At 41.8% G+C, this 21,488-nt stretch carries 21 protein-coding genes; 20 read left to right on the top strand and 1 reads right to left on the bottom strand.

What is annotated here, in order from left to right:
- Positions 1-10: 10 nt before the first annotated feature.
- The 4 genes from filC to filF are packed head-to-tail and all read left to right on the top strand — an operon-like array spanning position 11 to position 6,213.
- Positions 11-1,207: a putative pilus system protein FilC gene (filC, locus tag ACN6OV_RS04945; RefSeq protein ID WP_427950233.1), complete on the top strand. Its 1,197-nt coding sequence runs from the start codon at positions 11-13 to the stop codon at positions 1,205-1,207.
- A gap of 12 nt (positions 1,208-1,219) precedes the next feature.
- Complete coding sequence (gene filD, locus ACN6OV_RS04940; protein ID WP_427950231.1) at positions 1,220-2,884, top strand: putative pilus system OmpP1/FadL family transporter FilD; 1,665 nt, start codon at positions 1,220-1,222, stop codon at positions 2,882-2,884.
- A 32-nt stretch (positions 2,885-2,916) separates the two neighbouring features.
- Positions 2,917-4,179, top strand: coding sequence for a putative pilus assembly protein FilE (gene filE, locus ACN6OV_RS04935; RefSeq protein WP_427950228.1), 1,263 nt, complete (start codon positions 2,917-2,919; stop codon positions 4,177-4,179).
- Positions 4,180-4,200: 21 nt separating this feature from the next.
- Entirely contained in the window at positions 4,201-6,213 is a 2,013-nt protein-coding gene (filF, locus tag ACN6OV_RS04930; RefSeq protein WP_427950226.1) for a putative pilus system protein FilF, read from the top strand.
- Between the two features lie 200 nt (positions 6,214-6,413).
- Here filF and ACN6OV_RS04925 read toward each other — a convergent pair whose 3' ends face one another.
- Complete coding sequence (locus tag ACN6OV_RS04925) at positions 6,414-6,962, bottom strand: NUDIX hydrolase (protein WP_427950224.1); 549 nt, start codon at positions 6,960-6,962, stop codon at positions 6,414-6,416.
- A gap of 126 nt (positions 6,963-7,088) precedes the next feature.
- On the opposite strand from ACN6OV_RS04925, the gene ACN6OV_RS04920 reads away from it, so the two are divergent.
- From ACN6OV_RS04920 to ACN6OV_RS04845, 16 genes are all read left to right on the top strand, one after another.
- The gene (locus ACN6OV_RS04920; protein ID WP_427950221.1) at positions 7,089-7,697 is read left to right on the top strand and encodes a CoA pyrophosphatase; all 609 of its coding nucleotides are present in this window, start codon (positions 7,089-7,091) and stop codon (positions 7,695-7,697) included.
- Between the two features lie 38 nt (positions 7,698-7,735).
- Positions 7,736-8,266, top strand: coding sequence for a gamma carbonic anhydrase family protein (locus ACN6OV_RS04915; protein WP_427950219.1), 531 nt, complete (start codon positions 7,736-7,738; stop codon positions 8,264-8,266).
- A gap of 151 nt (positions 8,267-8,417) precedes the next feature.
- Complete coding sequence (tsaB, locus tag ACN6OV_RS04910; RefSeq protein WP_427950216.1) at positions 8,418-9,083, top strand: tRNA (adenosine(37)-N6)-threonylcarbamoyltransferase complex dimerization subunit type 1 TsaB; 666 nt, start codon at positions 8,418-8,420, stop codon at positions 9,081-9,083.
- A 12-nt stretch (positions 9,084-9,095) separates the two neighbouring features.
- Positions 9,096-9,920, top strand: a complete 825-nt coding sequence (locus ACN6OV_RS04905; RefSeq protein WP_427950213.1) for an undecaprenyl-diphosphate phosphatase — start codon at positions 9,096-9,098, stop codon at positions 9,918-9,920.
- Complete coding sequence (locus tag ACN6OV_RS04900) at positions 9,914-10,732, top strand: class I SAM-dependent methyltransferase (protein ID WP_427950210.1); 819 nt, start codon at positions 9,914-9,916, stop codon at positions 10,730-10,732. Before ACN6OV_RS04905 ends, ACN6OV_RS04900 begins: the two co-directional genes overlap by 7 nt.
- A gap of 125 nt (positions 10,733-10,857) precedes the next feature.
- Complete coding sequence (locus tag ACN6OV_RS04895; protein WP_427950207.1) at positions 10,858-12,240, top strand: C13 family peptidase; 1,383 nt, start codon at positions 10,858-10,860, stop codon at positions 12,238-12,240.
- Between the two features lie 29 nt (positions 12,241-12,269).
- Positions 12,270-13,106 (top strand): S-formylglutathione hydrolase, encoded by an 837-nt coding sequence (gene fghA, locus ACN6OV_RS04890; protein WP_427950246.1) that lies wholly within the window; start codon positions 12,270-12,272, stop codon positions 13,104-13,106.
- Positions 13,107-13,229: 123 nt separating this feature from the next.
- Positions 13,230-14,342: a YjgN family protein gene (locus ACN6OV_RS04885; protein ID WP_427950204.1), complete on the top strand. Its 1,113-nt coding sequence runs from the start codon at positions 13,230-13,232 to the stop codon at positions 14,340-14,342.
- 14 nt (positions 14,343-14,356) lie between these two features.
- Positions 14,357-15,424: a M48 family metallopeptidase gene (locus tag ACN6OV_RS04880; protein WP_427950201.1), complete on the top strand. Its 1,068-nt coding sequence runs from the start codon at positions 14,357-14,359 to the stop codon at positions 15,422-15,424.
- 198 nt (positions 15,425-15,622) lie between these two features.
- The gene (gene rpe, locus ACN6OV_RS04875) at positions 15,623-16,309 is read left to right on the top strand and encodes a ribulose-phosphate 3-epimerase (RefSeq protein WP_427950198.1); all 687 of its coding nucleotides are present in this window, start codon (positions 15,623-15,625) and stop codon (positions 16,307-16,309) included.
- Between the two features lie 398 nt (positions 16,310-16,707).
- Entirely contained in the window at positions 16,708-17,256 is a 549-nt protein-coding gene (locus tag ACN6OV_RS04870) for a hypothetical protein (RefSeq protein WP_427950196.1), read from the top strand.
- Between the two features lie 48 nt (positions 17,257-17,304).
- Positions 17,305-19,005 (top strand): multicopper oxidase domain-containing protein, encoded by a 1,701-nt coding sequence (locus tag ACN6OV_RS04865; RefSeq protein ID WP_427950194.1) that lies wholly within the window; start codon positions 17,305-17,307, stop codon positions 19,003-19,005.
- A complete protein-coding gene (locus ACN6OV_RS04860; protein ID WP_427950191.1) occupies positions 18,992-19,912 on the top strand; it encodes a copper resistance protein B in 921 nt (306 codons plus the stop codon). Before ACN6OV_RS04865 ends, ACN6OV_RS04860 begins: the two co-directional genes overlap by 14 nt.
- Positions 19,913-20,189: 277 nt before the next feature.
- Entirely contained in the window at positions 20,190-20,507 is a 318-nt protein-coding gene (gene sugE, locus ACN6OV_RS04855; RefSeq protein WP_427950189.1) for a quaternary ammonium compound efflux SMR transporter SugE, read from the top strand.
- 52 nt (positions 20,508-20,559) lie between these two features.
- Positions 20,560-20,877 carry a quaternary ammonium compound efflux SMR transporter SugE gene (sugE, locus tag ACN6OV_RS04850; RefSeq protein ID WP_427950186.1) on the top strand — a complete coding sequence of 106 codons (318 nt, stop codon included), beginning with the start codon at positions 20,560-20,562 and terminating at the stop codon, positions 20,875-20,877.
- A gap of 40 nt (positions 20,878-20,917) precedes the next feature.
- A complete protein-coding gene (locus ACN6OV_RS04845; protein ID WP_427950183.1) occupies positions 20,918-21,400 on the top strand; it encodes a methylated-DNA--[protein]-cysteine S-methyltransferase in 483 nt (160 codons plus the stop codon).
- Positions 21,401-21,488 lie beyond the last annotated feature (88 nt).

The following is a 21,488-nucleotide window of genomic DNA, read 5'->3' as shown; positions in this document are numbered from 1 at the left end:
GGGATGGAACATGAATCGTAAATGGATGAACAAAACAATATTGGCCATGAGTATTCAAGTGGTGATGGGGGTTGCCTATGCAGCTGACGATCAAAATCTAGGAGAATATGAGTCAGTAGATCAAGAAACTGTTGTGGAGGAATCTGTAGCAAGTTCAAGTACATCACAGAATAGTACAGTCGAAGAAAATACTGCTGAGCCAGCAATTGGGCAGTATGAGACAGTAGAGCAAAGTACTGAACCTGAGACACAACCAGAAGCTGTATCCAATACAGATCAAGCTTCAAATGCATTGCAGCAACAGGAAGGGGATGCTAGCCAAGAGACTAATTTACAAGAAGTCTTTACTTCAAATGAGCGTCAGTATTCTTTAATTAAGAAAGGTGAAATTTCATCTTTTTATGATATTGATTATACCTATTATCGCGATACGCAGCTTGATATGGAAATGGCACAAGGCCAGCTCTATCAACTACGTGTTCAAGAAAATGCCACACATGCCATGACCAATACTTTTACGGTTCAATATGGTGTGATGGATAATCTAACATTTTCAGCGTCATTACCACTGGTTGCAAAAACAGATTTACTCAAAGATACATCGACTGCAGGTTTGGGCGATATTTCTTTAGGTGCACGTTGGGAGCCATTCCCATTGAAGCAGGGTCGTTTACCACTGATATTATTTGGTAATTTATCGACAAAAACTGGTGATAGCCCCTATGAAGTCAATGCAACTAAAGATTTAGCCACTGGCAAGGGATACTACTCTGCAGGTATTGGCGCAAGTACACGTAAATATATTGATCCCGTGGTTTTGTTCGCCTCTGTTTCGGCAAACTATGGTTTTAAAGAAACAGGGTTAAATCAAAAGCGCGGTTTAAGAACGATAGAAGAATTTGAGCCGGGGATCAGTGGTGGTTTTGCTTTTGGCTTTGCTTACTCATTTAACTATGATGTATCGCTGACCATGTCTTACCAACAAAGTTTCAATACAGGGGCTGAATTTACTTATGACGGTGGTGAGTCTTATTCTCCAGCCGATCAGACCAGTTCGACTTTAGCATTTTCTCTGGGGGTCCGTGTTTCGCCAGAGACTATTGTCAATGGAACCGTGGGGCTTGGTTTAACAGAAGATGCACCTGATGTTTCCTTAGGTTTATCGTTCCCATTGGATATTCTTGGTTTTGGCAAAAAACTTCGCTAAGAGGGCGGTCGTATGCGTAGAATTCGACTCAGCCCTATTGTAACTGCGATTGTTTTAACGGGCTGTTCAAGTGCTGCATTTGCACAATTAGGTACTAACCTGTCAGTTGATGTACGTTCTCTTGCATTAGGGAATGCGGTTACTGCCGATCCTCCGGGGATTAGTGCCGTTCATTTTAACCCTGCTGCTTTGACTAAAATTGAAGGTCTGCAAACGGATATGCAGGGGATTGTCGCGAACTTTGATATTCAACGTGAGTTTACAGTTCCTGCAGGCTATAACGTTTTTGGCTATTCAGATGATCCATTGGTGTGTAACGATGGGCCTGAAGTTGCTGTAGATATTTGTACGGATTTTAAGGATAAGGTTTCAGGCGATGTTGAGTACGCCACCTTATATGTCCCTGTCTTGAAAAAAATGGTGGATTTTGGCGAGGGACAACCGATTGCCGCTCCAACAATGGGGATTGCCTATAATCCACCGGGCTCAAAAGCAACATTTGCGACCGCAGTATATGCTCCTTTAATTGCTGGATTTGGTGCAGAAAATGGCAATCCGGGCAACTTCATGGGGCAACAAGTTGCCTTGGAACGTATTACCTACCTTTCACCGACCATGGGCTATCAAGTTAGTGATGAGCTTTCCATTGGTGGTGGTGTGGGTATGTCTTATCAAGCGATTGGCTTGAAATCTGACCTACGATTTCCCAATGAGTTGATCGGCATGTTAAGGATGATTGATGAAGTCGTCTGTACACCATTTAAAGAAAATTCGGACATTATCACTGATATTTTACTATTGGGGATGTGTAATACCGAAGAAGGGATGAACCCATTTGGTAAGTTTGGCCAGATGGAGTTGGCACTCGAACAATCCCTAAGCCCTAGCTATAACTTAGGGGTACTGTGGGAGCCGAGTGAAGATTTTAGCTTTGGTATGGTATATCAAAGTGCGGCAAAAATGCGTATGAAAGGCCGGTATCGTGTTCAAAATGCCAAAGCACCACAGGAGATGATTAAAGGATTAATGTCTTCGCCAACAGGGCAAATCTTGGCTGCGATTTTAGGCTTTCCGAATGCTGTACCTGATATGGAATCTGGTTTGGTTTCAATGGACTTTGAATATCCTCAGCATGTTCAAGCTGGTATTAAATACAAAGTATTGCCGGATTTACAGGTTAATTTTGATGTTGGTTGGACAGATTATCGAGCATGGGACAAATTCCGTTTTGAGTTTGATCGCCAGTTATCCGCACTTAAAATTGCAAAATTATTGTCTGGAGATGTGACTGATAGCTCCTTAGCTTTGCCGCTACAATTTACCTCACCATGGAACTGGGGAATCGGGATTGAGTATTCGGCAACGGACCGTTTGAAGTTGCGTGCAGGTTATGAACCGCGCAGTACTTCAATCCCCGATGGCAAGCGCAATACCATGGTTCCAATTAATGGTGCGCAGCTGTTTGGTATGGGGATTGGCTATCGTTTTGATGCAGATACCGATCTTGATTTATCGATTGGCTTTTTACGCAGTAAAGATAGCATTCCAGCCAATACCAGTAGTCTTGCTAACTTAACAGGGGTGAATAATTTACTGTTAAATCCATATGCAGGTTTAAATGTAAAAACAGATACAAAAATTACGATTCTTGGATTGAACTATAGAACACGTTGGTAGGAAAAAATAAAAGAATGAAAAGGATTTTATTCATGGGAAAACTACTTGCATTGGCAACCGTGCAAATGTCTTTTTCGTATGCTGGAATATTTCATACCATTATTGGACCAGATGGACGTCCAATGGTGGTTCAGATTCAAGAAAAATCACCGAAAAAAGTACAACTAAAGGAAAAAATATCGTTTAGTCAAAAATCAGATTCATCTGTAGATGAGGTAAAAGTTAAGCCTCAGCCATCTGTTCAGGCTGAAATTTTAGAACAAAATCTAAAGTCTAAACATATCACGCAACAAGTTTTCCAATCGACGATTACAACATCTACTCAGCCTCGATTAAATCAAGCACCTTTAGAAAAAAAAGCGGCGTCAGTACAACCGAAAGTCATCAATATCCCTGTTGATATAAAAGATCCTATTGAAAGACAAAGTAAAAATATGCGGTCAGAGCAATTCCAGCAGTCTGAGGAAATGACTCAAGTTCAACCACTAAAAATTGAAGAAAAAACACTAAGTACGAATAAAATTGCCATAGTGAATGTGAAGTCAAAAACACCATCACTAGAACAACAGGCAGTAACAGCGAATCAAACAGTGCAAGGCTTTTCAACGATTGCTGGAGAAAATTATGTTAATAATGAATATCTTGAAGATAAAGAGTTTAACTTAGAAGGCAAAAAGCGTTTTTATACTCTGCCTGAAGGGGTGATTGACAATAAAGTCGGGCAGACGCGTATGCAGACGATTGAACGTGAAAAAGGTGTAAGTCGTTCGGTCATTGATCGCTTATTTCAACGTGATCAACCCATAGATCATGGGCCGATTACTTTAGCCACGTCATATTACCGTGTATCTAAAACCGATGCGGTACAAGGTTTAGGTCAACAATGTTTTGTGAATAAAAAAATCAAGAAAGCCAAGGAGCTCGATTTACAGCAAGATATTAATCTTTGGCCGCGCGCACCTCTTGCGGATGAATTTGATTATGAAGTGGTAAAACTGAAAAGCCCTTTACAGAATATTCGAATCAATTCATTTGCATCAAAAATACAAAATCCGACCTTTTATTGGCCTTTTGTGGTGTTTTTAGATCAAAAGGGCTGTGTGATCGAGGGCGCGGGCGGATTTAAAAATAATGATGGTCAGGCCGACGCTTTTTACCATGAAAAAATTGAAGGAATTATTCAAGTGCCTAGGGAAAGCCAATATTTGTTATTGACCCCTTTGGCATCGGCGATTGATGTGGATGGTCGTGTACTGTCCAATCAAGGCCAGCTTAAATTAACTGCAATCCGTTAGGATATAAAAAAGAGAATCAGGATGATAAATAAAAGTATATTGCCTTTTGCATTGAGCGCATTGGTTGTCGCTTTGGGTGGCTGTGGTGGTGAAAGCGCCAAAGTTAATCCAGAAATTTATGATACTAGTAGCAAAAATGGGACATGTCCTAGTAATTCGGAAGGCTGTGTCGAGTTTGTATTGGATTATCCTGTTGATGGTCTGAATTTTAACTGTTCGAGTGATGTCAAAAATACCTATGTCACGTTATTTGATTTAAAAGAAGGGGTTTCCACGGGCGCATGTAAGGTTGGCGATAAAGTCACCTTCTTTGTTCAGGGAGATAAATCAAGACGTATTGATTTAGGGACAGTTGATCTGAACAAAATTTCACAGGTGGCCAGTGGAACTACACCTCCACGCTTAACTTTAGTTGATTTGGCTGAGGGCATTACAGGTAAAACAGCTACATCTCTCAGTGCTACGGATGCAACCATCAAAGTGGCAATGCGTATTGCAAAAATTATTCAGGCTTTGGCGATTAAAAATAACAGTGTGGTTGTCCCGACAGATATTCAAGCGGTGTACATCAATAATGCAGATAAATTGCTGATTGATGAAATTTCAAGAAATGTTACCACAGCAGATTTTAGTTCGGGTTCAGATCGTGACTTTGATGGATTATTTCAGCCATGGCTAGATTTATCCCAAGTGAATAATGCGGATGCATTTACCATTGTTAGTAAATTGATGACGATTTCGACCGCAGCCGTGTATCAACCTGAATTTGCACTCTTTTCAACTGATGGAATCATTACCAATGCGAGTGGTTCGAATGGACTCGTCGGATGCGACCAGAATGAATGTTTGCCAACAGATCGTTCTAAAGTCAATTTATTTGGTCATTTCATGTTGATGACGGATCGTCAAGGCATGACCTTTGGTAGCGGTTTACAATGGAAAGGTAAAGTGGATCAACAACTGACCACGATTGGTGGGGTCAATGTCATCTTGTTGACACAAGTACGACCAACCCGTTTGACCGCGGCTCCGCAGGGCAACTGGATAGATCCTTTAACAAAAGAGATTGATACAAAGAGAAATTTAGGTTATCGATTTGATGCAGAAGAAGCCAATGCCAATCCGCTGATTATTAAACAAGGGACGTTACTGGCAGACAAAATGGTTGTCGGAACTGGGGGCAGTTTGTTTAAAGCGTTGCAAGGCAAAAAGGATGATTATGTTTTAACTGTAGATGACAAGAAAAAATTGGGACTATGGGAACAAAATATTGATCAAGTACAATTTAAAGGGACTTTAGATTTGTATAAGTTGTATCCACTGTCTTATTTAGATAAAAAAGTATTTAAATCAATTGATAACGTGGTTAAAGGACAGAATTATATTTTCCCATTATATGCCGATTTAACCTTTAAATTTACAGATAGCTCTGTGAAAACGGTGAAACTTGGTGTGGTCATTGATCGTAATGGTGATATTCGAACCAATATTAAGCCGGGTGTCCCAGTCGATGTATTTACCCGTCCAGACAGTCAAATTGTGGATTTATCTACAGGTCAGAACGGTTGTCAGGGGAGAGATGTACTCGATCCTTTATTAATGCAAGATGACCAAAAGGTACAGCAATATCGTTTGGGAACAACCACGCGTACATTTACACATGAAGGCAATATCAATCCCAATACCATTTCAATTCGTATGATTATGGCTGATCCATATTTTAAAACTTTGGATGGCGCATTAATTGGGATGAACTCTAGTGTGAAAACCTCTGCAGATACCAGTTTGGTGGTCGGTGGTGCGTTGGTTCAATTGGAAAATTTGGTGAATGCGAATGCTGGTACTCGTCCATCAGGGGTTGAATTGACTGATTCAGACAATAAACCCGTGAAATGGGGCAACAGTCTCGCCAGCTTTAGCTATATTTATAGTTTGAAAAATCCAGATGATACAACGGCCAAAGAAGTGGCAAAATTAAGCGGTGGTGAAATTTCACTGGATTTAGCCGAGTGTTATAAGGTTAAGGAAAAATAATTCAGCAAAAAGCCCATCGATGATGGTAATGCTGATCAGTTAAGGAATTTTAGGTTATTTTTTAACCAAAAATTCCTTATGTTTGAATTTAAATTGAGCTAAATTTACGTCTTATCGACCTTATTTTTAACTTTTAAATCCTTAACTGACTGGCATTACATCGATGATGGGCTTTTTGTTTGATGAGTTTATTAAAAATATTAACCTGTATGATCGAGTCGTGTGCCGAGCGTTTCAAGATGTAGGTCAAATTGTCCTGTTTGACGATCGGCAAAATAATGTCGTAGTGTTTGTTCTACACTTGGAAAGGCCAGATCATTCCACGGAATTTCATCTTCTGCAAAAAGGCGCGATTCAATGGTTTCTTCGCCAGCGCCAAATTCGCCATTGACTAAATCTGATTTAAACAAGGCATAGATTTGCCCAATACGTGGAATATTGTACATGCAATAGAGATGGTGAATATTCACTTCCGCTTCGGCTTCTTCACGTGTTTCCCGTGCCGCACCTTGCTCCATGGTTTCAAATAACTCCATATAACCAGCAGGTAAGGTCCATAGACCGTAACGCGGTTCAATTGCACGGCGGCAAAGTAAAACTTTATCTTCCCAAAGTACCAAGGCACCGCAAATCACTTTCGGATTAACATAATGAATAAAACCACATGCAGTACAAATACGGCGTAGCTGATGGTCACCGAGTGGGATCGCTTCCTTGGTTTTTTGTCCGCAGTTTGTGCAAAAGTTCATATTCATCGTCATTGATAAAGTTAATAGTCAGGATAACTTAAAAATAAAACTTTGGCATCATTTCTAACCAGCTTCGCAGAAATTCAGCTATGATGAAGTCAAGATAATTATAAGGTTGAAACGTGGATGGATGAGGGCTTATTGACTCTGCGACTGCAGCAAAGCTTACGTTTTTCGAAGCGTATTCAACCTGCACATGCCGCTGTACTCATTGCAATCACCAATGAAGAAAATCCACGAATTCTACTGACACGACGTTCACTGTATATGAATAGTCATGCGGGTGAAGTGTCATTTCCTGGCGGTAAGCGCGATGCACAGGACACCAGTAATATTGTGGTTGCCTTACGTGAGGCGCAAGAAGAAACTGCGCTGAATCCATTTGATGTGCAATTGTTGGGTGATTTGCCGATGCAAAAAGCGCGTAATGGCATGTTGGTCAAACCTATTGTTGGTTTGATTCCGCCTGATGTTCAGCTTGTGCCACAACCAACTGAAATTGATCGAATCTTTTTTGCCTCACTCAAACAATTGTTAGAAACGCCACCGACCCCTTATGAAGTACGTTTTGCTCAGCAATCTTTATATTTTCCAAGTTTAAGGGTGGAGAATGAAATTGTTTGGGGGCTCACCGCGCGGATGCTAATTTCGTTGTTTCGCTATGGTTTGAATTATCAAAAAGAATGGCCATTTTTATTAAATTCTCCATCATTTCATTTAGGCAATAAACGCTAAAAGCGGGATGCCGATTTATCAAATTAGGATATTTGATTATGTTGTATAAATTTCAAGGATATAGCCCCAAAGCAACCCATCAGCCATGGGATGGTTGGGTGGCAGACAATGCCACCGTGATCGGGCAGGTCGAAATGGGGCGTGAAGTCAGTGTTTGGTTTGGTGCAGTTATTCGTGGCGATAACTGTCGTATCAAACTCGGTGATTTTACCAATGTGCAAGAAAATGCCGTATTACATACCGATACGGGCATCGAAATGCACATTGGCAATTATGTGACGATTGGTCATCAGGCGATGCTGCACGGTTGTACCGTGGGGGATAATAGCCTGATTGGCATCAATGCCGTGATCCTGAATAATGCAGTGATTGGAAAGAACTGTATTATTGGTGCCAATGCCTTAATTCCAGAAGGCAAAGTCATTCCAGACAACTCGGTGGTGATGGGCTCACCGGGTAAAGTGGTGAAAACCTTAGATGAGCAAGCAGAAGCACGGTTAAAAATGAGCGCGATGCATTATGCAGCACATTTTAAGCATTTTAAAAATCTGGAAGTTACTGAACTATAAAGTTTTCTTTCGAAAATATTTTTCAAGCCTCGGCATTGTTCGAGGCTTTTTATTTGACGTGGATAACACGTCGCTGGAAATTCTCGCGAACTGGGATGGAGTGGAGTATCATATTCCACGTTTTTCAGATTAGATTTAATTAAGGTTGCGCATGAAAGTACTGGCATTGGAAACTGCCAATGAGCAGTGTTCCGTCTCGATTGTGGATGAAACAAAAGAACTTTATTTTCAACTCGATCTACGGGCAAAAGCGCAGACACAAACGATTCTCCCAATGATTGAGCAAGGGCTTGATCAAACTGCGACTGAACTTGGTGATTTAACAGCAATTGCTTTTAGCCGTGGGCCTGGTTCATTTAGTGGTGTGCGAATTAATGCTGCCGTGACGCAAGCTTTGGCATGGGCCAATGACCTTTCTGTGGTGCCAGTTTCAACTTTACAGGCCTTGGCGCAAGCAGCATATCGTATGTTTGGTCTAACCGAAGTCACTGCGGTACTCGATGCACGTATGCAAGAAGTGTATATTGCAAGTTTTCAACTCAATACTGCGGGTATTATGCAAGCTATTGATGAAGAAAAACTTTTAAGTTATAGCGAAGCAAAGCAGCATATTCAATCTACCGTGGTGGGCTCTGGCGCAGAATTAATTCAGCCAGAACAAACACAATACAAAGACTTAAGTGCAACAGCACAGGATATTGCTACCATTGCCCGCGAGGCGGCGCAACGTGAAGCATGGGTGAGTGCAGAACTCGCTTTACCAGTGTATTTACGAGACAACGCCTGGAAAAAAATTTCAGAACAAGGCAAGCCATAATTAGGGTTATATATGGATCTTCTACTGCTGCTCAAAGCGGCAATCATGGGTATTGTTGAAGGTATTACCGAATTTTTACCAATTTCGAGTACAGGGCATTTAATTCTGGCTTCAGAATTAATGAATTTCTGGACCAAAGAAAAAAGTGATGTATTCGTTATTGCGATTCAAATGGGCGCAATCGCCGCAGTGATTTATGAATACTGGGGCCGTCTGTGGGGTGCTGCAACTGGCATGGTGACCGGTGAAGAAAAGGGTCGCCGTTTAGGTTTTGGCTTAATTCTTGCGTCCATTCCAATTGTCTTGGTCGGACTGACCTTGGGTCAAACCGTGAAAGAACTGTTATTCAACAATATTGCAATTGCGATGGGGTTGATTATTGGTGGTTTGATCATTATATGGATTGAAAAGAATCCACCTCAAGTACGTGCGCAAGAAGTAGAAGATCTGACCCTTAAAGACGCGATTTGGATTGGTTTGATTCAAGTATTGTCGCTTATTCCCGGAACTTCACGTTCAGGTGCCACCATTATTGGGGCAATGTTCTTGGGCGTATCGCGTAAAGCAGCGACTGAATTTTCATTTTTCTTGGGTATTCCGGTTATTGTCGGTGCAGGTTTACTTGATCTGTATCAAAGCTTTCATGTGTTTCAAACCAATGAAGACTGGGCGGTATTGGCGGTTGGTTTAATCGTTTCATTTGTCTCCGCATTATTTTTAATTCGGGTGCTGGTGGCTTATGTCGCGAAACGTGATTTTATCGTTTTTGCTTGGTATCGCATTTTTTCAGGTCTCTTGATTTTATTGTTTGCATTTACAGGCTGGAAATTATGGTAAGCGACATCCGCTTATACACAGAACAAGAATTTCATGAGAAAGCACAGCAGTATTCTGCTGTGCTTTCTTCGCGTGGTGTGTCTGTAAATATTGCAATTATTGAAAAGCTCAATGCGCGTTTTTTACGTTTAAATCCTGAATTGGCATTGTGTGTTGATCAAGACGGTTTATGGTTGGCGGCCAATGGCATGAAGATGCAACCTGACTGGAAAGCAGAAGTTGGACGTTTGAAACGTGCTTCGCTGAAGTCGGAAATGATTGCACGCGCATGTAATTTGGCTGAAAAACCGAGTTTGATTGATGCAACCGCAGGACTCGGGCATGACAGTTTGTTGATGGCACATTTAGGTGCGCATGTCACCTTGGTTGAACGTCATCCGATTTTATTTACTTTGTTGGAAGATTCGCATCATCGTGCACAGCAAGATGCTTTTTTAAGTTCAGTCGTGGCACGTATTCAATTGGTATTTTCAGATTCGGCAGATTATTTACAAGTACAGGCAATGCTAAATAACAGCGTTGATGTGGTGTATCTTGATCCGATGTTTCCGCAGCGCGATCAAAATCAACAAGCAGTAAAAAAGCAGGCGCAAGTGAAGAAGCAAATGCAATTGCTGCACTTATTACTCCCTGAAGATGGTGAAATGGATTTGGGCGATAATTTATTGGTGTTGGCACAGAAAATTGCCCGTCGCGTGGTGGTGAAGCGTCCACGTTTAGCTGTTTTTTTAGCCAATCAAGAACCGCAACATCAATGGCAAGGAGATGCCTGTCGCTTTGATGCCTATTTCCAGCATGAACTTGTTACTTAAAGTGATATTTACTTCAAAATAGCCCAAAGATTTGTTATATAGTTAAAAAATAGCATTGCTAAAAATCACATCAGGCATAAAATTATTTGTGCAATTAAGCGAGCCTAGGCCCTCATCAGAATTCTATGATTCATTTCAAACCCTCCATCAATTTTTGGCATGATTTTAAAAGCAACCAAACTGCGGGGATCTGGTTATTTTTGGGGTCTCGTCGTTCCTTGCAAATTGTTCGCCCCTCGATTTTACAGTTGGTATTTTGGGGGATATTGGGGGGATGTGCCAACAGCTTATTTAGCTGGCTCAGTACAGGTCGAATTGGTGAGTTTAACCCGCAAGGCCTAGTCAGTTATGCTTTGTGGCCATTTATCGCCTTGATTGTGGGAATTTTTCTCTCACAACGAGTCAATAATCCACGTTTGATGCTGGTTCCCGCACTGCTGTGGTTGGTGCTTGATACTCATATCATGTTGTTCCAGTGTCTAATTCAGTATCTAGGTGATCTCGATTATCTGCCTTACATACTGTATGACTACATTCCAACCTTATTTATTATTCTGTTTGTGTGGCAAAGTTTAGCAGTCGTTTGGGTCTTTTCTCGCGAGTTGAAATGGCCGTGGTGGGAACGTGCATTGATTATGTTGGCGACACTTTTCACTTTGGTGGTTTGGCAAGTTTCAGTCAAAGACCAGCCGATTTGGAAAGTGGAGGAAGTTCCTCCTAGCTTTGCCGAAGATGCCTTTTATGCGCAAAGTCGTTTATTGAATAAATCTCTCGATGCGGTTGAATATGGTGAATTTGCTCAATCGCATTGGTATTTCTTAGGGGTGGCAGGAGCGAGTTATCAAGATGTTTTTAAATTCGAAATTGAGCGGATTAAAGAACAATTCGATACCCGCTTTGGTACCAATGGTCGCTCAATTGAACTGATTAACCATCCAGCGACACGTACTGAAATCCCGATTGCCTCTAAGACCAGTATGGAAATGGCACTGCGTCGTATCGGCCAGCAAATGAACCGTGAAAGTGATGTGCTCTTTTTATATATGACTTCCCACGGTTTGCCGAATGTATTTGAGATGGAAAACGCGCCGCTCGATTTGGCACAAGTCGATCCTAAATGGTTAAAAGAAACTTTGGATGCTTCGGGCATTCGCTGGCGTGTCATTGTCATTTCAGCCTGTTATTCGGGCAGCTTTATCCCTGCGTTACAAAATGAAAATACTTTAATTATTACCGCTTCTGCGGCAGATCGTCAGTCATTTGGTTGTTCAAATGAAGCGGATTATACCTATTTTGGTCGTGCATTCTTTGATCAGGCGATGCGTGAACAATCGAGCATTCAAACCGCCTTTAATCAGACCAAAGAAACGGTTGCAAAATGGGAAGCGGCTCAAGGTTTTGAGCCTTCTGAACCTCAATGGTCGATGGGTAAAAATATGGCGTTGATGTTGCCACAACTCGAGCAACGCTTATTTCCACCGACAACTACCAATACCGAATCACCCTAAACGTATTCAGGGACTGTAGGATAAGTATGATGGAATTAGTACAACGTAATAAATGTTTTGATGGCGAACAGCGCATTTACCAATTTGAATCAGCTTGCTTAAAAGTAGCAACACGCTTTGGTGTTTTTTTACCTACAGAAGCCTTAGCTGGAAAAGCGTGTCCTGCTTTATTCTATTTGGCTGGCTTGACCTGTACGGAAGAAACCTTTGCGATTAAAGCGCATGCACAGCGTTTAGCGGCGCAGTTAGGTTTAATTTTGATTAGTCCAGATACCTCTCCGCGCGGTGAACAGGTGGCGAAAGGGGACAATTGGGATATTGGGCAAGGTGCAGGCTTTTACATTAATGCACTGCAAGAGCCGTGGTCAACGCATTATCAGATGGAAAGTTTTATTGCCGATGAATTATACACTTTGGTCAATAGCGAATTTAAGTTACAACAGAACGCCATCGGCATATTCGGCCACAGTATGGGTGGGCATGGGGCCTTGACCTTGGCCTTAAAATATCCAAAGAAATTTAAATCAGTTTCGGCTTTTGCCCCGATTTGTGCACCGAGCCAATGCCCATGGGGTGAAAAAGCTTTTAGTCATTATCTCGGTGATGATCAAGCAGTGTGGCAGCAACATGATGCGACCGCATTGATTCAGGCCAAAGGTGCAGTGTTTCCAGATATTTTGATTGATCAGGGTTTGGATGATCAGTTTTATAGCCAGTTGAATCCTGCTTTATTTCAGCAGGCTTGCCAGCAAGTGGGGCAAAACCTGACTCTGCGTGAGCATGCTGGCTATGATCATGGTTATTATTTCATTCAGAGTTTCATGGATGAACATTTGCAATTTCATGCAGTACAATTGCAGTCTTAATTCAGCTCAAATGGTCAGCATGCTGTTGCTGATCATTTAAGTTTTTTGTCAACAAACATAGCTCAAACTGTTGGGCTATATGTTTTAGAATTATTCAATACATAAAAATAACTTAGGGTGCGTATGCAAAATTCATCAATGGATACTGAACTTCCGCCAGAATTGCCGCCTTTTCAGATACAACCAGCATCTCTATTTGGTGATTCGACCCAAACCGAAGCGCTTGGGCGCAATTATACCTTTCGCTTTAAAGGCAATGCTGCCGAGTATTTCGGCATTTGGATTGTCAATATTTTATTGACCATTATCACCATTGGTTTTTATGCGCCTTGGGCAAAAGTACGTCGTTTACGCTATTTCTATGGCAATACTTGGGTATTTCAACGTCGTTTTGATTTTACTGGTTTACCTTCCAAAATTTTGGTGGGGCGTATTATTGCCTTGGTCATTTATGCAGCTTTTTCCTTTGCGATTAAATATTCGTGGGAAGCTTTTTTAGCCGGATTTGTTTTGGTCTTTTTGGCTGTGCCTTGGTTAATTCGCTCAACCCTCCGTTTTCGCGCACGTAACAGTAAATTCAGCAACAGTCGCTTTTATTTCTCGGGAACGAATAAAAGTGCCTATTGGTGTTTTTTGAAATGTATCGCGGTGTTTGTGTTTACCTTGGGCTTATTTGGTCCCGTTGCGGTCTGGTTGTATAAGCGAGAGTGTTTCAATCATCTCTACATCGGGCAACTAAAATTTAGTTTGAATGCCTCATGGACGGATTACATGCGCGCGATTTATATGCCGTTGTTTCTGTTTTTAGGCTGTTTCACGGTGCTGGCTGTCGTGATGACACTGCTGTATGGCAGTTTAGATAGTTTAAATGCATCATCGTATTTCTTTATTATTTCTGCAATGTACTTGCTGGGTTATATGTTTATTTGGCCCCTTACTGCAGCGCGCATTTTTATGACCTCATGGAACAATACAACCCTCAGTCGTAGCCAGTTTCAGACCAATTGCAATCAGTGGCGTTACGCATGGATTGTGCTGAGTAATTGGATTGCTAAAATTATCAGTCTAGGGCTGTTAACACCTTGGGCGGTGGTACGTTTATATAAATATCAGGTTGAGTCTTTGTGCCTCATGTTGGTCGATGATCCAGACCTGTTGCAAAATCAAATGCAGCAAGATCACAATGCGATTGCAGAAGAGTTGTCAGATATTTTTGACTTGGATATTTCCCTTTAATCATGGTGGGTGGCATGAAAACTTTAGTGGTCAATGCAACATATTATGATGGAAAAATATCGAAACCTTATGATGCGCAGATTTGCCCGAATGGTGAACATGCGATAATTGTACGCTATGGCGATAACTTTGAATTGGTGCAGCATTATACCTATCAGGACATGACCTTGATCGGTGCTTTAGGCGATATCCAACCGGTTATTGAATTGAAAGATGATGCGCGATTAGATTTTCATGAACCTCTGCCAGAGTGGTTCAATTTACATGAAAAAGGCCGTTGGCATTCGATTTGGAAGTTAGAGCGTTCACCTACCTTGATTTTATTTAGTGTGATCTTTGTAATGGGTTTTGCGTTTGCTTTAGTCAAATGGGGGGTTCCTGCCGCAGCACATGTGGTGGCCAATCAGCTTCCTGCAACGGCACTGCACAGCTGGGGTGATCAGGCTGAAAAATATATTTTTGAAGTAACAGGGCCAAGTGAATTGCCCAAGGCTCGACAGGATGCTTTGTTGAAAAAATATCATCAACTGGTGGCACAAGATCAGCCCGCAAAAGTGTTGTTTCGTCGTGGTGGATACATTGGTGCCAATGCCTTAGCCATTCCGAACAATACCATTATTGTGACCGATGAATTGGTGGACATGGCCAAAGATGATTATGAGCTCATCGGGGTGTTGGCGCATGAACAAGGACATTTGATACAGCGTCATAGTTTGCAACAAAGCCTATCGGGTTTAGGCATTAGTATGATTTTGTTGATGATTACAGGTGATAGCTCCGATATTTTAACCAACTTGCCTGTTGCTGCCGTTGGCGCAAGCTATTCACGTGATTTTGAATCGGAAGCGGATTTATATGCCTTAAACATGATGTCAAAACAAAATATCCCGACACGACATTTTGCCAACTTCTTACAACGGATGGAGGATGAAGAACAAGAGGCTAAAGTAAAAAGGGACAAAGAAAATGCCGAGACAACGGCTGATTCGGATGAAAAATCTTGGGCGGATTTCTTTCAATCGCATCCTGCCACCAAAGCGCGTATTGAAGCTGTTCGAAATTATCAGAACCATCAACATTAAAAGGTAGAGCGAAGAGAAAATCATGTTTTGAGATGGAGCAGAAAAAAGCCTTTGCCAAATTTAAAGCCGATTTGCGCAGCATAATATTTTTCTAAGTGAGATAAGAAATAATCGAACTGTGTGCGGGGAGGCAGGCGGGAGTACGGACAATTTGTTATACTAGGTTTTATCAATCTCCTTTCACAGTCAGGTTTTTTCATGTCCAAGCCATTCTTAATTGCGCCTTCAATTTTGTCAGCAGACTTTGCTCGCTTAGGTGAAGAAGTTGAAAATGTTCTTGAATCAGGTGCAGACGTTGTTCACTTTGACGTGATGGACAACCACTATGTTCCAAACTTAACTTTTGGTGCAGGCGTTTGTAAAGCATTGAAAAAATATGGCATTAAAGCACCGATTGATGTGCATTTAATGGTATCTCCTGTAGATCGTATGATTGGCGACTTTTTAGAAGCTGGTGCAGACATTATTACTTTCCATCCAGAAGCAACAGATCATATTGACCGTTCTTTACAGTTAATCAAATCAGGTGGTGCAAAAGCGGGTCTAGTCTTTAACCCAGCAACACCATTGCATTATTTAGACTATGTCTTGGATAAAGTCGATCAAGTGCTCTTGATGAGTGTGAACCCAGGGTTTGGTGGTCAAAAATTTATTCCCATGACTTTAGAGAAATTACGTCAAGCGCGCAAAATTATTGATGCATCAGGTCGTGATATTCGTTTAGAAGTGGATGGTGGTGTGACACCGGCTAATATTCGTGAGATTGCAGAAGCTGGTGCAGACATGTTTGTTGCAGGCTCAGCAATTTTTGGTAAGCCGGATTATAAAGCTGTGATTGATGACATGCGCGCTGAATTGGCAAAAGTTGCTGCACGCGAGGTCTAAGGCTTTAAGTATAAGTTATAAACATCTTGTGGATAACTTTGTGTGTAACTATATGGATATCTGTGTAGATAACTATATGGATAACTTGAATAAATTATAAGCAATTGTAGATCAAAGGTTTAATAATTAGACGTAATAAGTATAAAAAGGACTCAATTGAGTCCTTTTTTAATAATTGGAAGTGTTTGAATTGCTGTGTGTTTATTAATCTTGGTTAAATAATTTTGTTGTTTAAAAAATAACTTTAATGTTTTAAATCACGTGAAAATCCAGCACTGGCTTTGCAGTCCTTTAAATTTATAATTATTGTGAATAACTGCACAATTATTTATGCTGTATGGGGATATTGCCAATATTCAACTATTGGCAAAAGTTTTCACCATGTCGAATGTTGCTACATGTTTATCGATAGACATGTGAATGGAATGGGTTCAATCAGGAATACTGAATTGTTAAATATTTTGCGTAAGCATCTGGGCTTTGCTTTACTTATGGCGTTTGTCATGGGGTGGGGCAGTGTGGCTACAGCACAGCAAAATATGATGCATGAACAAATGATGATGTCCCATCTCCAAACTGATGCTGAGCAGACGGAACAGACCTCGAAGGTTTCAGATTTACAACAAACAATGTCTGATTGTCATCAAGCCCTGCCAAACGTTCACCATGCTTCTCAAGCATCGAAAAATGTCGCGCATTGTGCTGAAATGCTCAAATCCAGTCAAAGTTCAGGTGAATCATTCGATCATCACAGTGTCATGAAAACGATGGACTGTCAGGACTGTGCCTTGTGGCATTGCCAAATCGGCGCAACCTATGTGGACGCTGCATTGATCCCATTACAGGCTTTGCGCATCAATTCCTATTCCGACACCCCTAAATTTGTGTTCAATGGCCAGCATCTTAAAGGCCATTGGCAAGAAATTCTCCGCCCGCCACAAATTTAACCTGAGTTTTAAATACGTTTATTTCGTTATTTTTACAAGGGTTAAAGTATGTCTACGCCATTTAAAGTCTGCCTAGTTCTCGGGGCATGTCTGTTGTCACCGTCTTGGGTGTTTGCAGCAGTCAAAGAATATCATCTGAATATTGATGAAAAGAACATTAATTTGACTAGTAAAGCGGTTAAAAAAATCAGTGTCAATGGACAGTTTCCTGCGCCATTGCTCGAATTTGAAGAAGGCGATGACGCCGTCATTCATGTGCATAATCAGCTTAAAAAACAAAATACTTCGGTGCATTGGCATGGGCTTTTATTGCCCGGTTTGATGGATGGTGTACCGGGGTTTAATGGCTTTAATGAAATTCAGCCTGATGGTAGTTTTACTTATAAATTTAAGGTTCGCCAAAGCGGTACCTATTGGTATCACGCGCATTCTAAGGGCCAAGAACAAGATGGCTTATATGGTACGTTGGTGATTTACCCGAAAGGGAAAAAGCCGATTGCGGCACATGAACAAGCGGAACGTGATTATGTGGTGATGCTGTCAGAATTCCATGAATCTTCTGGTGCGCAGATCATGGCCAACTTAAAAAAATCAGCTGAATATTATCAAAATCAACGCGAAACCGTTGCGGATGTTTGGAAGCAAATTAAACGCGATGGTCTGAAAAGTAGTTGGCAAGACCGTTCCATGTGGAATCAGATGCGTATGTTAAAAACCGATCTCTCTGATGTCACGGGTTACACCTTTTTGATTAATGGTCAAACGCCTGCACAAAATTGGACAGGGATGTTTAAACCGAACGAGAAAGTACGCTTACGTTTTGTCAATGCGTCCGCCATGTCCTTTTTTGATGTGCGGATTCCGAACTTAAAAATGACCGTTGTCAGTGCTGATGGTCAGCCGGTGAAGCCTATCAATGTGGATGAATTCCGTATTGGTGCGGCAGAAACCTATGATGTGATTGTGGTGCCTAAAACTTCGCATTATCAAATTGAGGCCGAATCGATTGACCGGACTGGCTTTGCGGTTGGGACTTTGCATGATGAAACTCAACCACAGCATGCAGCGATTCATCCGCCTCAAGCGCGTCCGCGTGCTTTATTAACTATGGAAGATATGGGGCATGGCTCAATGTCAGAAATGGATCATAGCCAGATGAATCATGCGGCAGATGCGATGGATCATACTGCGCATACGACTCAGGTTGCACATAATTCATCTGCTCAACCGGTGATGGGATGGGCCAATGCATCTACACCAGCGGGCGATAAAGCATTGCAATACAGTGATCTTAAATCTTTAACCCCGCAGCCCGATACACGTGAGCCGACGCAAGACTTGGTGATCCGTTTAGGCGGTACTATGGAGCGTTATCTCTGGACCATGAATGGTAAAAAATTCAGTGAAGCAGAGCCGCTCAAGGTGCGCTATGGAGAACGTATCCGACTTAAATTTGTCAATGACAGCATGATGGCGCATCCCATGCATTTACATGGCATGTTTATGCAGTTAGAAAATGGTCAAGCTTCATCAGATATGCCGAATAAGCATACAGTGGTTGTCCCACCGGGTAAAACCGTTACCGCGTTATTGACTGCAAATGAATTGGGTGAATGGGCAATTCACTGTCATCTGCTATATCACATGTCTGCCGGTATGATGAATAAGTTGATTGTGGCCAATGTGGCAGAAACAACCACAACACCTGCTCTGCCAACAACAGGAGGGAATGCACATGCGCATCATTAAGCCATTACAGCGTACTGTTTTAGCACTTGCTGTTGGAATCTTAACGCCAGCCGTTTTTGCTATGGATAAACATGCTAATCATGCCTACGCGATGCAGGAACAGAGTATGCCTGTTGTTGATCATTCGATACATTCCATGCAACTGGAAGCTCAACAAACTGCTCCGCCAGCAATCAATCAGCATGCTGAACATACTACAACCATGCCACAAAATTCATCTGTAACTCAGCATCAACATAGCGCAGATCATCGGCGTGAACATGGTGGGCAAATTTATCAGGCCACGGAGATGGACAGTCGCTGGCTCAATAATTCAAATGGACAAGGCAAACTCAAAACTGAATTAGAAAGTCGCATTGGCACCGATGAAAATAAGCTTTTCATCAAGTTACATGCCGATAAAGCAGAATCGCAAGATGCCGATTATGCCGCACAATTGATGTATAGCCGCATGATTTCAGACTTCTGGGATGTGCAGGCTGGCGCACGTTATCGTTTTGATGAAAAACATGCAGCGGATAAAGAACAATGGAATGCAGCCATCGGTCTGCATGGTTTAGCGCCTTATTTCTTTGAAACTGATGCTTACCTTTTTGTCGGGCAAGATAAGCAAGTCAGTTTTTCATTGGAAACCGAGCGCGATCTATTGCTGACACAGAAACTCATTTTAAAACCCTATCTGAATATCGATGTGGTATTGAATGATGACTCGCGCTATGCGCAAAAAACTGGGCTGAGTTCATTGTGGTTAGGGCTAGAAACGCGTTATGAAATCAATAAAAAAGTGATGCCTTTTATTGATGTGTCTTATAGCTATGACAAAGGGATGAAGCACACCGCATGGCAACAAGGCACTGAAAGTGAAAAAGACTGGCGGTATGGTACGGGACTGCGTGTGAAGTTCTAAGTATCACTGCGTCATCTCAAGGAGCAGCATCAGCATTTTTGTGATGCTGCTTTTTTATTGGAGATTCAAAGGGAAGTGCTGTGAAATACAGTGTAAATATAGATGAGAAGAGACTTTGTATTCATCGCTTTCAATTGAGGGTGATCATTGCGCACTAAATTCTAGCGTTTTTGCTATACTGCGAAAATCACAGGAGGAACGACCTCCCTTCACATCTCGCTCTGAGGTCGCAAGAAAAATCGTCAGGACGGCCTGACTCTACTAAGGAGGATGGCACATGGCCTGGATAGTTCTTGTATTCGCGGGTATCTTTGAAATCGTTTGGGCATATTCGATGAAGCTCTCAGAAGGCTTTACGAAACTCGGCCCGAGTCTCATTACACTATTCTTTATGATCCTCAGCTTTGGTTTATTGGCCTATGCCATGAAAACCTTGCCTCTAGGGACGGCTTATACTATTTGGACAGGTATTGGTGCAGTGGGATCATTCCTCGTCGGTATTTTTGTACTCGGAGAACCTGCGACAGCAATGCGTATGCTAGCAGCGGTCTTGATTATTTCAGGACTGGTTTTAATGAAATTATCATCAGCTTAAATTTTTACAGAAGCCTATATCAGGCTTCTGCGTTAGATATTGGGTAAATACAATGGCATGGGTTTTATTAATTGTTGCAGGCTTACTGGAAGTGGTTTGGGCTTACAGTATGAAAGTCTCTGACGGCTTTAGCAAACTGACACCAAGTATCCTGACCATCGCGTTTATGATTGCCAGTTTTGCTTTATTGTCCTATGCCATGAAAACCTTGCCGCTAGGAACGGCCTATACCGTATGGACAGGCATTGGTGCTGTAGGCTCTTTCGTTTTGGGGATTGTGGTGCTTGGTGAGCCAGCAAGTGCAATGCGCATGTTGGCAGCGGTCTTGATTATTTCAGGATTGGTCTTGATGAAACTTTCATCATCTTGAATAATGATGGAATCAGACCCATTCCGTTCAGGAGCCTCTTATGCAACTCTCTTATCTATTTTTAGATTCTCCTGTAGGTCGTCTTAAACTTGTTGCACATGAAACCGCTTTAGTCGCCGTGATTTGGGAAAATGAAAACCCAAATCGTGTACGTTTGGCGGAGTTGGTTGAAAACCCTCAACATCCAATTTTGCTAAAAACGGTGCAACAGCTAAATGAATATTTTCAAGGAAAACGTCAGAAATTTGATTTGCCGCTCGATTTTGAAGGAACAGAATTTCAGCAAAAAGTCTGGCAGGCCTTACTGACCATCCCTTTTGGTGAAACTCGCAGTTATAAACAAATTGCAGAGCAAGTCGGCAATGTCAAAGCAGTGCGTGCCGTTGGTGCTGCCAATGGTAAAAATCCGATTTCGATTATTGCACCATGTCATCGCGTGGTCGGCGCCAATGGAAAATTGGTTGGTTTTGCCGGTGGTCTAGAGAATAAGGATATACTGTTAAAAATTGAAAAAACCGAATAAAATTCAAAAAATTATTTATCACTTGGAGCGTAAAACCTCGTGGTTCAGCACGAGGATATAAGCGACTGGCGTAAGCCATACGACATGG

Source organism: Acinetobacter sp. (assembly GCF_050285345.1).
In the GTDB taxonomy this organism is placed as follows: Bacteria; Pseudomonadota; Gammaproteobacteria; order Pseudomonadales; family Moraxellaceae; genus Acinetobacter.
The sequence above is the reverse complement of the archived record's forward strand: the minus strand, read 5'-3'. Positions and strand labels throughout refer to the sequence as shown.